Source organism: Cytobacillus sp. S13-E01 (assembly GCF_029193815.1).
GTDB lineage: Bacteria > Bacillota > Bacilli > Bacillales > Bacillaceae_L > Bacillus_BV.
Genome location: NZ_JARFVC010000002.1, coordinates 238,554 through 251,376 on the forward strand (window position 1 = coordinate 238,554; position 12,823 = coordinate 251,376).

Annotated in this window: 12 protein-coding genes and 1 riboswitch; of the genes, 3 read left to right on the forward strand and 9 right to left on the reverse strand. The window is 36.0% G+C overall.

What is annotated here, in order from left to right:
- Positions 1-78: 78 nt before the first annotated feature.
- From PY093_RS03060 to PY093_RS03075, 4 genes are all read right to left on the reverse strand, one after another.
- A complete protein-coding gene (locus tag PY093_RS03060) occupies positions 79-993 on the reverse strand; it encodes an NAD(P)/FAD-dependent oxidoreductase (RefSeq protein ID WP_275644394.1) in 915 nt (304 codons plus the stop codon).
- 120 nt (positions 994-1,113) lie between these two features.
- Positions 1,114-2,124, reverse strand: a complete 1,011-nt coding sequence (locus PY093_RS03065) for an NAD-dependent epimerase/dehydratase family protein (protein ID WP_275644395.1) — start codon at positions 2,122-2,124, stop codon at positions 1,114-1,116.
- Between the two features lie 583 nt (positions 2,125-2,707).
- The gene (locus PY093_RS03070) at positions 2,708-2,833 is read right to left on the reverse strand and encodes a YjcZ family sporulation protein (protein WP_275644396.1); all 126 of its coding nucleotides are present in this window, start codon (positions 2,831-2,833) and stop codon (positions 2,708-2,710) included.
- A 121-nt stretch (positions 2,834-2,954) separates the two neighbouring features.
- The gene (locus PY093_RS03075) at positions 2,955-3,569 is read right to left on the reverse strand and encodes a LysE/ArgO family amino acid transporter (protein WP_275644397.1); all 615 of its coding nucleotides are present in this window, start codon (positions 3,567-3,569) and stop codon (positions 2,955-2,957) included.
- A gap of 47 nt (positions 3,570-3,616) precedes the next feature.
- On the opposite strand from PY093_RS03075, the gene PY093_RS03080 reads away from it, so the two are divergent.
- Complete coding sequence (locus PY093_RS03080; RefSeq protein ID WP_275644398.1) at positions 3,617-4,672, forward strand: DmpA family aminopeptidase; 1,056 nt, start codon at positions 3,617-3,619, stop codon at positions 4,670-4,672.
- Between the two features lie 335 nt (positions 4,673-5,007).
- Positions 5,008-5,835, forward strand: a complete 828-nt coding sequence (gene dat / locus PY093_RS03085) for a D-amino-acid transaminase (protein WP_275644399.1) — start codon at positions 5,008-5,010, stop codon at positions 5,833-5,835.
- 108 nt (positions 5,836-5,943) lie between these two features.
- Here the strand turns inward: dat and PY093_RS03090 are convergent, their stop codons facing one another.
- The 5 genes from PY093_RS03090 to PY093_RS03110 all read right to left on the reverse strand — a co-directional run bounded on the left by PY093_RS03090 (position 5,944) and on the right by PY093_RS03110 (position 11,788).
- A complete protein-coding gene (locus tag PY093_RS03090) occupies positions 5,944-6,870 on the reverse strand; it encodes an ArsA family ATPase (protein WP_275644400.1) in 927 nt (308 codons plus the stop codon).
- Positions 6,871-6,995: 125 nt separating this feature from the next.
- Positions 6,996-7,226 (reverse strand): cory-CC-star protein, encoded by a 231-nt coding sequence (locus PY093_RS03095; protein WP_275644468.1) that lies wholly within the window; start codon positions 7,224-7,226, stop codon positions 6,996-6,998.
- A 105-nt stretch (positions 7,227-7,331) separates the two neighbouring features.
- Complete coding sequence (locus PY093_RS03100; RefSeq protein WP_275644401.1) at positions 7,332-9,077, reverse strand: carbon starvation CstA family protein; 1,746 nt, start codon at positions 9,075-9,077, stop codon at positions 7,332-7,334.
- Between the two features lie 340 nt (positions 9,078-9,417).
- The gene (locus PY093_RS03105) at positions 9,418-10,476 is read right to left on the reverse strand and encodes an LLM class flavin-dependent oxidoreductase (RefSeq protein ID WP_275644402.1); all 1,059 of its coding nucleotides are present in this window, start codon (positions 10,474-10,476) and stop codon (positions 9,418-9,420) included.
- Between the two features lie 61 nt (positions 10,477-10,537).
- Positions 10,538-11,788 carry a carboxylate--amine ligase gene (locus PY093_RS03110; RefSeq protein WP_275644403.1) on the reverse strand — a complete coding sequence of 417 codons (1,251 nt, stop codon included), beginning with the start codon at positions 11,786-11,788 and terminating at the stop codon, positions 10,538-10,540.
- A gap of 209 nt (positions 11,789-11,997) precedes the next feature.
- A riboswitch (SAM riboswitch) is annotated at positions 11,998-12,109 on the reverse strand.
- Between the two features lie 155 nt (positions 12,110-12,264).
- Between PY093_RS03110 and PY093_RS03115 the strand changes: the two genes are divergently transcribed.
- A complete protein-coding gene (locus PY093_RS03115; RefSeq protein ID WP_275644404.1) occupies positions 12,265-12,756 on the forward strand; it encodes a GNAT family N-acetyltransferase in 492 nt (163 codons plus the stop codon).
- The last annotated feature ends 67 nt before the right edge of the window (positions 12,757-12,823 follow it).

A 12,823-nucleotide genomic window follows, 5' to 3' on the forward strand; every position in this document is an offset into this window, starting at 1 on the left:
CCTCATACTTACATCATATGTAAGACAGTCTCGATAATTTCGTTCTAAGAACAAAATATCGAGACCCTTCTACCCTGGCTAATGACAATCATTGATAATGCTCTTATGCATCCAAATCGCAGCCTGTATTCCATCACCCATTGCAATTGTTACCTGTTCTGAGTGAGGCAATATATCTCCAGCTGCCCAAACATTCAAAACATTAGTTTCTTTCGTTCGAAAATTGATGTTTAAATGCTTATTCTCTAATCTTTCTACTCCTAGCTGTGTTGCGAGATCTGTTCTTACTTCGTTTCCACTAAAAGCGATGAATGCCCTATCTCCCTCAACATTTTCACCATTATTTAGCTTTACTCCTTTAAATTCTGAAGGTTCCTCTCCTGTAAGCACTTCCTTGATACCCTCTTTTAGATACCGGATACCTTTTTTACCCAATTTCACTTTAACGTTCTCATCAATATCATGACCATCGTGGTTAATATATGTAATTTTAGAAGTCCAATATGATAATGTGAGTGCAAGGTTAGCCCCTGTTGCTCCAGCACCAAGGACAATAACTGATTTGTCCTTAACCTCATAGCCATCACAATCTGGACAAACGTAAATCGAAATCCCTAGACAAGGAAAAATGTTGGGAATATCGGGTATACGATCCATAACCCCTGTTGCTAATAGAATTTTTTCGGCTCGATATGTACCCCCTGATTCACATTTTAATGTAAATAGACTGTTGTTTTTTGAAGCATCTGTGACCCGATCATTGATAAAATTCACTCCATATTTTGCAGCATGAGATTTTCCAAGGCTACGTAAGGTTTCACCACTTACCCCATCTGGATAACCCAAAATATTATGATAGCTTCTACAAATCGTTGATCGACCATCATTAGAATCAATCACCAAAACATTATGATTATACCTACCAAGTTGAATGGAAGCTTGTAAGCCTGCAATGCCTCCTCCAACAACAATACAGTCATATGAGTTATTCATAATAAAACACATCCCTAACATAGTATTTATTTTAGGATGTGTACGATTTTAAAGAGCTATACAATCAGAATAAAAACTAAAAACAGTTACTCTCCGATAAAAATGTGAATATTAGTCCTGTTATTGTCCAACATCATTTCGCTTATTCCACTTTTTCAGAACACTTTTTTCTTTTAATGGATCAAGCCCAGCTTTTCGGTCTTCTTGTTTTATTTGTCTTGTATTGTCCCAGTTTAGTGTGTCAAGAACTGTCTCAGATAGTGGTCGAAATAATAAACCATTTGAAAGTGCCTTATCAATACTAACCGTTAAGAATCCCTGCATATTTTCCTTTGCTGGAATATAAAGTGGAAGTTCCACCCAAAAACCAATGTTTTGTTCAAGTAAAAATTCATCCTCAACCCACACAAACTCGGCATCACTCTGAGTTGCTTCTTTACACACTTCAACAAAATCTTTAAATGAAAGTGTTTCTTTTGGTCCAGTAACATTGTAGGTTCCTATTTTTTTCTCCTCAATTGCTTTTAATATAAAAGTAGCAAGGTCTCTTACATCGATAAATTGAACAGCGGCATCCGAATTACCAGGTACTACTACATCACCACCCAAAGCGATTCGAACAGGCCAATATGTGAACCGGTCTGTATAGTCATTTGGACCTACAATCAGCCCAGGGCGGATAATTAATGCTCCTTCTGGAAAAGCATTTCTTACTTCATTTTCGGACAATGCTTTTAAAGGTCCATATGTCTCACCATTTACCGCTTCAATACTTATATCTTCCAGTTCACCTACTTGTGAATTTTCATCGACCTGTTTTGAAAAATCTTTATAGACCGAGATACTAGAAACGAATGCATACATATCACATGCTTTTGAAAGAAGCTGTGCAGAGTCTTTTACGATTCGTGGAACATAACCGCTTGTGTCAATAACCGCATCCCATTTTCTTCCTTCTAATGCAGATAAATTACCTTCACGGTCTCCGAATAATTTTTCAACTTGTTTCGGTAAAAATGATGAATCTACAGACCCACGCGTGAATATCGTTACTTCATGTCCTCTATTTAAGGCTTCCTTTACCAAATGTAGACCTAGAAACTTTGTTCCTCCTAGTATTAATAGATTCATAAAGTATTTCTCCTTTTAGTTATTTATGACTATCATTCTACTATCGGACATAAAATACCTTTTAAATGTGAAATTTTTTCTAAATCTAAAGTCTATGGTAAAAAAACGATGATGCTTGGTCATCTGTTATTTTCTTCCTGCTAGAACTTTCCGCAGGTTCCATCCGTTTTTCCACATTTTACCTAACTCCAATAATTACGCTTTTCCTCTTCATAATTATGGTATTTTAGCAGTCACTATGTGTTCCCTTTATTCCGATTTTAATTAACTCTTAAAGCAAAAGGATAGTAGCTTCCGGCATTTTCAGGTTTAATTCATAGCAGGAAAAAATCCCAGCAGGGCCTGCACCTACAACGATAACATCGTAATTCGTTTTCATATCGAAATACCTCCGATGATTATAAAATCACACGTTCTTCTATTTCCATATGTAAATATAACAAAATATCTATCACAGGTCAACTAAAACACGAACTATTTTCAACCACAATTAGTTAACGTTCGTGTTTATAGCCTGAAGCTAATTAATTTCAGCCATAAAAAACTCAGATAGTCACAGGGGCTACCTAAGTTCAGTGGACAATTAACGTGCGAATGCTGCACCAACGATTATTAACAGAATAAATAGTATTACAATTAATACAAAGCTATGACCGCCTCTATAACCGCCATTACTATACCCAAAGTGGTTGTGATACCCATGATACATACAACACATCTCCTTTTTGCGAATGTAAACGTTATACAACTTAGGTTATGTGCCCATAGCTATTATGTATGTGCGAATGCCTAGATTTTAAAAATAATTACTGCTTTTATTTTACGCTAAATTAAATTCCTACCAACTGTAACAATAAATAAACAGCCACACCCCAAATGATAATCGCTGATATTTTGTTTATTACTCTTACCCAACTTCCGTTTTTATCAAATCTTTTAACATACCGTCCAGTAACCGCTAATCCGAAAAACCATAACCAAGATACTGTAATGGTCGCAATCGCAAACATCAACTTTTCAATTCCGATGTAGTTTAAGGAGTTAGTACCGATAACACCAATTGTATCTAAAATAGCATGTGGATTTAGTAAAGATACGGAGGCCGCAAATGAAATTTGTTTTCGTACTGACATTTTTTCATTTACTCTCTCATTTGTTGCCGGATCACTTTTCCAAATTGTATAGCCCATATATAATAGAAATAAGATGCCAACTGAAAAAAGAATGAGCTTGAACCAAACGAACGTCAATACAAGGACGGAAACTCCTACTATCGCTAGAATAATTAACACTGTATCACACACTGCTGCGGTAATTACAACGGGTAGTGCATTGCGAAATTTCAGATGACTTGCCCCTTGGTTGAAAACAAAGACATTTTGAACCCCAAGAGGTAAAATTAGGCCAAATGCTAAAATAATGCCGTGTATTAATGCTTCAATCATACTATGTCCCCCTTTAAGAAAAATATGTAACATGGAGGTAACCCACTATGAGTTATCAAAAAAGATTAAGAGATTACGGTATAAAAATAGGCATTCTAGAAACAGGTACGTCAAATTCCATTACAGATGTTGAAGGAATTACAGTAGGTCATACAACAATAAGTAACGGACCAATCCAAACTGGCGTAACCGCAATTATACCACACAGAGGAAATATTTTCCTAGATAAAATCATTGGTGCAACCCATGTAATTAATGGGTTTGGTAAAACAATTGGCACTATTCAAATCGAGGAGCTAGGCATAATTGAATCTCCAATTCTGTTAACCAACACTTTAAGCATAGGTGTTTGCACTGATGCCTTACTGAAGTATATGATTAAAGAGAATACCGCTATCGGAAGAACTACCGGTACTATTAATCCGGTCGTCTGTGAATGCAATGATATGTTCTTAAATGACATTCGTTCATTTGCAGTTACTGAGGAACACGTACTGAGTGCGATCTCAAACGCTTCCACAATTGTAGAAGAAGGTGGTGTCGGAGCAGGTACTGGAATGAAGTGCTTCGGTCTTAAGGGTGGCATAGGTACGTCCTCTAGGATCATCAATATACATAACCAAACCTATACACTTGGTGTGCTAGTTTTATCTAATTTCGGAAAATTATCAGACTTTCAATTACAAGGTAGGCCACTTGGGCAAAAATTAGAAAAGATTATCCCTCATCAATCCGAAAAAGATAAAGGTTCAATTATTATCATTGTTGCTACAGACCTTCCTGTATCTGACCGACAGCTAAAACGAATCATTAAAAGAGCCTCTATAGGTCTGAGCAAAACTGGTTCATATATTGGGAATGGAAGTGGAGACATTGCCATAGGTTTTTCTACAGCCAACAAAATACCACACTATAGCACTGGTAGGTTAAACACTATTTCACAACTTCCCGAGGACGAAATGGATCAAGCTTTCGTTGCAGTTGCAGATGCGACAGAAGAAGCCATAATTAATTCTCTCATTACCGCAAATACCACTGTTGGTAGAGATAACAACGTGTTATACTCGTTAAAAGATTACATAGATATGAATTTTAGTTTTTAAGTAAATTATAAATCGGGCGTATAAGGGCGAAAATCCCGCGGTCAAAGTTTTAATTGACTTCATGCGGAATAAAAATCGGTTTCATTATATACACCTCAGGTCATAGTTAGTATGGAAAAATCCCTTCAACCATAATTATTGGATCAATTTTGAAAAGTAAAGTGATTTTTAAGTATTTAATGACAATATTCCAACATTTTATTTCAAGTTCGGTCTATTGATCAAATAAAAAAACTCCTTTAGGAGGTAAGAACAAGAGATGGCACAAGAATAGTCTTGTCTCATTTAACTCGGTGAATGCCGGGAGTCTATTAATTATTATAGGAGGAAATTTAATGGAAATCGCTTTTTATGGTGACAAATTTGTTGATATTAACGAAAAAGTTATTCCAATTCAAGAAAGAGGTCATCAATTTGGAGATGGGATATATGAAGTTATCCGCGTCTACAATGGAACCCCCTTTCTACTGAACGAACATCTAGAAAGATTAGAAAATAGTGCAAAAGCAATTATGTTACAGTTACCAACCACTATTGAAGAACTAAAACAAATCATTAATGAAGGATTACAAAAAACCGAATTTACGGAAGTTGAGATCTATATTCAAATTACACGTGGAATTGCGCCAAGAGCACATCTTTTTCCAACTGTATCTTCCGAGCTTTCAATGACTTTTAAGAACGCTCGCATAGTTGATAAGGATAAACGAGAAAAGGGCGTTACAGTTACGTTAATGGAAGATGAGCGTTGGAAGAACTGCTACATCAAATCACTCAATCTATTACCTAATGTGTTAGCTAAGCAAAAGGCTGCCTCAGAAGGGCATGAAGAAGCCATTCTAGTAAGAGATGGATTTATTACAGAAGGTTCTAGTAGTAATATCTTTGTTGTTAAAGAAGGTACGTTATATACAACTCCAGCTTCAATACAAATTCTTCATGGGATTACAAGAGCTGCTGTTATTAAATTAGCAAACAAAATGAACATCCCATTTGAAGAAATGAAATTTGATGTATCTTTCCTAAAACAATGTGATGAAGCGTTTATTACAAGTACGTCTGTAGAAGTACTACCTATTTCTAAAATCGATGAGGTCGAACTTTCAGCCGATCGTCCAATTGTAGATACACTTAAGGTCGAATTTCAAAACCTGTATTTATAAAGGAAACTTCCCTCAGCGGGGGGTCTTACTGCCCGTCAATGTGGGATAAAATCTGTACTTCAAACAACCACAGAGCCTATTATTCCTGTGGTTGTTGTTATCTATTGTTCACCTTAAAATATTCGCAAACTTCTCTAACTTTTCAACTGAAAAGATATCTTCTTCAAACAAAGGTACATATCTCAATTTTTGTTTCGAAAATTTAGCTTTAATTATATTTAGATATTCACTTTCCTGCTCTTTTCGCTTTCGAAAAAAGTCTCCGTCATTTATTTCAGGTAATAGTTTATTAATAATTAATGTTGTAACATGTAGATGATAGCTATCTAGAAGTTCAATTGCTCTTTGTGTTTCTAAAATTGGCAGTCTTTCAGGGTTTAATACAAAAATAAACTTTGTTTGGGATGAGTCTAACAGTATTTCTCGCACTCTAGCAAACTTTTGCTTTCTTTTTTGCAAAACCTCATAAATTGGGTCTTCAACCGGTTCACCATCATTAAGAAGCTGGGAATAGTTTTTATTAATCTTTTTTCTTCGTTCGAGCATTCCATCTATCCAAACACTCATTAATTCCGGTAAGGATAGTAAACGAACCGTATGTCCAGTAGGAGCAGTATCAAATACGATTCTATCGAACTGCTCACCCTCTTCAAGAACGATCGAAACGATTCGATCAAACAGAGCTGCCTCCTCTGCCCCAGGAGATGAACTTGCTGTATCGATCTGACGATGGACTTCGTCAATCATTGTTGACTTAACTAAACCCTTTAAATTTTCTTTTACACCACTAATATAACGTTTTGATTCATCAATGGGATTAATTTCTAATGCTGACAGCTTTGGATAAACAATGGTTAACTTATTTCCTACATCTTGATGGAATATGTCACCAACATTGTGTGCCGGATCAGTTGATACTAATAATGTTTTCTTCCCTTGCCCAGCCGAAAGAAGTGCAATTGCTGCAGCACTAGTAGATTTACCAACCCCTCCTTTTCCCCCTACAAAAATAATTTTCGCATCATTTATTTCCATTTTTAAAACACCTTCTTGTAATGTGTGGCTTTAGGTTACAATTTGTTGTATTTAATAAATAGTATTCTAAAGTAACTTGTATTTTCTAAGTACTATTGTTTTCTTTTTACAAATAGCACATTTTCTTAACAACAACGAATTCCTGTTAAAGGTGATTTTTCAAGGCCCATTCTTAAATGCCATTCATGGAATTTCTCGATAATATATGGATACAGCTCTAAAGTATAGTAAAAAGCCGGATTCGGTATTCCTAACATCTCTGAATAACATAAAAGCATAAAAAGATCATCTTCATCACGCAATTCCCTTGCTATTTCGGCTCTATGTGGTAAGCGAAGAACTTCATCGTAATACATAAAGAGTGTCTTTAACGAGAACTTTTTATTTTCCACCTAACTCCCCCCTCCATATAGATTATGAAAGCAAATAGGGAACAGACTTCCTGTCCCCTATCAATCCTTTTACATATTGTGATTAATATCAATCGGATCATTCTTTTTTGTAAGTGATGAGAACGCTACCAGTATAATCCATAATGCGAACACCAAGATTATCCCACCTAAAATGAATAAAAACATATTTGCATCGCTCTCTCCGTACCCTGACCATTGGAAGACGACTTGTTGAACCATTGCCCAAATTGTCATCACTAATAAGAAAATCATCGGGATAAAGGTTACTAAGAAGTTTCTACCTTGTCTTTTTAGCCAAATGGATATAAGCAGAAGACTTATTCCAGCTAATAATTGATTAGATGTACCAAAGAGCGGCCATAATAAGTACCCACCCGAACCAAATCCATTTGGACCTTTTGGTAATAATACAAGGGCAGCACTTGTAAAAACGGCAACTGATGTCGCTACATGTGCCTTTGTAAGTGACTTAATTTTATATTCCATGCCTAATTCTGCTATGATATATCTCATTAATCGCACCGATGTATCAAGTGTAGTTGCTGCAAAGCTAACCACAATAACAGTAACAATTGTACTTGCAACATCTGCAGGAATTGCTAAACCTGTTGCTAGCTTAGAAGCCCCACCAATGAATGCCCCTAAACCTCCACCATTCGCAGCGGCAAAACTACTGTACGCTTCTTTAAACTCTCCTGCTGACCCAAAGAAAGTTACAACAGCAATAATAGCAATTAAAGCTAACGCACCTTCTCCAACTGCACCCAAATACCCTACAAATCTTGCATCAGTTTCTTTGTCAAGCTGTTTTGAAGAAGTACCAGAAGAAACCAACCCGTGAAAACCTGAAATTGCACCACACGCAATGGTAATAAATAACAGCGGGAACCATGAAACATCAGTTGCAGATGAATTTGTAAGTGGTGCTGTAATTTCTGGTTGCGTGATTAATAACCCAGCATAAAGAATAAATAAACCCACTACCAATTGATGTGAATTAATATAGTCCCTAGGTTGTAATAGCTTCCATACAGGTAAAGTTGATGCAATATAGCAATAAATCATTAAAATAATAATCCATACAAAGAATGACATTGCGACAGCATCAAGCCCAAATAAAACAGTGTTTTCTGCTCCACCAAAGTATTTAACTAAATCTATTTGCAATGCAGGAATCTTACTGGATAGCACTGCTGTACCATACATTACAAGTAAGGCAATAATTGAAGGAATGAGCATCTCTTTTTTTCTTTTGTAAACAGCATACCCAATCCAAATCGCTAGTGGAATTTCAATGAAAACAGGTATTACACTTGCTGGGAATTTGATAAATAGGTTAGAGATAACCCACGCAAACACAGCATTAACCATTAAAACCAAGATAAGAATAATAAATAGAAATAAGATCTTCGCTTGTTTTCCAATTAGCGTATTGGCTAAAGTTCCAACTGACTGTCCTTTGTTGCGTACTGATAAGACAAGTGTGCCAAAATCATGAACCCCAGCTGCAAATACTGTACCTAGAATAACCCATAAAAACGCTGGTAACCAACCCCAATATACAGCAATTGCCGGACCCACAATTGGTGCCGCTCCTGCGACAGAGGTAAAATGATGTCCCCATAATATCCATTTGTTTGTTGGAACAAAGTCAACACCATCTTGGTATTTATGAGCTGGGGTCACATAATTTGGATCTAGTCGGTAAATCTTTTCTGCAACAAACTTAGAATAATAACGATAACCCAGCGCAAATACAACCATTCCAATGATCGCTAACCAAATACTATTCACTCGAATTCCCCCTTTATATTATGCTATCAATTTGATAGTAGAAAATAATGGAAGAGTTGTCAATATTTTTCAGAAAATTTTTAATTTAAAAACATTATTAGATCATTGCACATAATCCATTTTGCCCCTCTTTTAACTAGTTACACGAAGAAGTACATGCGGTTTTAGGGACGGATACAATAAATGATTGATTGGGTGCTAGTTCACCTTATGTTTGTTCTTTTTTATATCATAAGCAACATTGTTCGTGATTGATGACCGTGTTCTTGCTTTTACGAAGTTCACGACCATCATTCAGTGGATTTGAAGACCGTGTTCTAACTTTTGCGAAGTTCACGGTTTACTGCGTTACTTTTGCTTTTTCGGCTCTACGTTTTTCAACTAAAGGCATTACTTTGTCTGAAAACCGTTTCATTTCCTCTAGTTGCGGAGAGAACTGAAGCAATAATAAATCTAGTCCGGCCTCTTCGAATTCAATGATTTTATCAGCAATTTCTTCTGGAGTACCAATTAGATTCGGACGTAGGCCGCGATTTGAAACAGAATAGTCATAAAGGCTTACTTTTTGTTCAAGTTGAGATTTTGAAGTAAAGTCATTAAAACCTACATATCCTGCAGCGTTTTTGACATCTGTTATTCTATTTAACTCTTGTTCTACCTCAGCATTTGTGTCTCTACAAACAACATACGCAGCCATTCCAAAGGAAGAAAACGGTTGGTTTTCTGTGTTTGCACGTAATTCCTTCATACCCGCAATTTTTTCTCTAATTTCTTCTACAGTACCTCCATGCATAACGTAAGCATCACAATGGTTGCTTATCATCTGTTTTCCACGAGGACTTTCCCCTCCAGCATATAGAACAGGATTTGGCCTTTGAACAGGTTTTGGAAATAGCTTGGTATCTTGAATTTGATAAAATTGACCATCATATGAGAAGCTATCATTCTCCCATAATCCCTTTAGCACATTAATAAATTCCTCTGTTCGATCATATCTTTCATCATGCTCTGTGAATATTCCACCATATTGCTTCGCTTCTTCCGCCCACCATGCTGATACAACATTTAATGTGAAACGTCCATTTGAGATCCTATCAATATTAGCAGCCATTTTCGCTGTTACAGCTGGATTATGAAATCCCGGTCTAACAGCGGTCATGATCTCAATTTTTTCCGTTACAGAAGCTAATGCAGCCGCGGTTGTCCACGCTTCTAATGAATCCGCCTCTACTCCTTTTATGTCATTTAAATAAAGTTCAGCGATAAGAGTTGTATCATACCCCCATTTTTCAGCAGCTTGAATTACTTCTTTTGCATATTCAAATGTTGGTGGCATTCCTTCATCCTCAACGTTTCTTAACCATCCTCCAAAGATTGGTAACCAAAATCCGTATTTCATGTTAGTATTCTCCCTTCAATTATTAAGGCTATTTTTTCGTATATCTTATTGCTTTACTCAATTAACAAGGACAAACATAGCCATTGTTATAACTATTTTTTATTAATTGGACTGCTGGCTCAGGATCGTCTTTATCGATTACCGCATCAAGTAAGAACTCATTTGGTAGCTGTCCAGTAACTATTTTTTCTAATTCAACGTCAGTCAAATGTCCAAATGTACTACCCGCTTTTTTCTCTTGTTTTAATTTTAGGTAGTCCTTAAAATAGACCCATTTCACATCGTCCCTTTGAGTGGTCTTTGTCTCAACATCTTCTCCAATTGCTTCAGAATATGCCATTAGCGGCAAATTAATCCCGGCCTTTATTGGTAAGTCAATCCATTTCCATGTTCTTGTGTTAATGTCTAATAATTTGTATGTATGATCCCTTGAATCAAAAATAAATTCAGATTCAGAGATACCTTGATAGCTAAGAATTTCTAATATTTCAGAGCCATCTTTTACGATAGACTCAATATATTTCGAGATTACTAAACACCCTGTACCAAACGATATTGGGTACTGTTCTATTTTTTGACCGACAAAGGCGCCTTTGACACTGCCGTTTATTCCAACATATGAACAAAGTGAAAAGAAATCTGATAATGACTCGCCGATTATTTCCTGAATTACGACACCATGTCCAGCTACCTTAGATAGTGTTGTAAGTAACTTTTCTTTATTCTCTATTTCAAATACTTTTACCCCAAAGGCGTCATAAAAACTTCTTTGCTCTACTGGTTTAACAATACATGGGTATGGAAGTGCTTCTGTTAATTCTTCCTTTGATTCCCATTCTTCTGGATACCATGTTTTAGGTATTGGGATGTTTAGCTCTTCAGCTTTTTTATACAAATGTTTTTTATTTAAAATTTGATCGATAATCTCCAATTCAGAAAATGGAAAGTGGTAATATTCTGACAATCTTTCACGATGCCTTGAAACGGCAAAAACCCACTCGTCATTTGACGGAAATAAAACACCCTTTTGCGGGAGATGTTTTCCTATTTCCTCTAATAGTTCAATAAATGATAATTCATCAGTAAGCGGATTTGGACAATGAGCTGCTATGTGAACATACTTTGATTGGAGCCCATAAGCCCTTCCATCTCTGTCTAGCGCTATTATCGGTACACCTTCTCTCCCAAGTGACCTAGCGACCGCAAGTCCAGTTATATGGGAGTTAAATAGTATAGCTGGTGGTCTATTTGTAGGAAGCTTCGAAACCGCACTCCATAATTCCTTACCAGGGATAAAAATTTCCTTAACCATAATTTATATTACTCCTCTCTCTTTACTTGGTTTTAAAGGTAAATCTGTAGCTGAATAGTAAGCAAAGCTTGGTTTAAAACGCTATTATACAGTTGTTAAGAAAAGCGCAGGGCGCCCGGAGCTAGACACTAAAACTAGTTATACTTTCTTATCTTTTAAAAACAAAAAAACCTCATCTTATGAAGAGAGGCTGTTAGCAACATACTCTCTTCTCATCTATCAAGCATTAACTGCTTGTAGGAATTGGCACGGTGTTCTAACTATATGAATCCGTTGCCGAAGCTTCATAGGGCCATGTCCCTCCGCTTCTCTTGATAAGAAGAATAATGAAATTTTTAACTTATTAAAGTGATAATACGTCAAACAACTAAGTAATGTCAATAAAAATACTTAAAATTCAGTATTAATTACTTTCACAAATGAAGTATTCAAGTATAATATGTTTAACTTATTTTTAAAAAAGGAAAGTGATTAATATGGTTTTAATCAGAGAAGCTTCAGAGTCTGATTTAAATGAAACACTTGTAATTTATAATGAAGCTGTAGAATTAACTGTAGCCACCTTCGATACAGAGCCCCGCACCATAGTACAACAGGAAAAGTGGTTTAAGGATCACGGTTCTACCCACCCTGTAATTGTAGCTATAGCTAACGGAACCGTTGTAGGTTGGGCCTCGTTAAGTAAATGGTCTGACAGAGCTGCTTATGATGGAACGGTAGAAATATCTTTCTATGTGTTAGAAAAGTACCATGGTAAAGGGATTGGCAAAATATTAATTCATGCCATTACTAAGAAAGCAATCAAACTAAATTACCATACAATTATATCTAGGATTACCGAAGGAAATGATGCAAGCATTCACCTACATAAAATAAATGGATTTGAATATATAGGAGTGATGAAACAGGTTGGAAGGAAGTTTGGCAGACTTCTCGATGTTCATCTATACCAAAAGTTGTTAAAGTGATGTGGCTAAAGGCTAATAAATATAGTAATTTAAATAGATTATTAATTAATATTCTTGTATAATTATT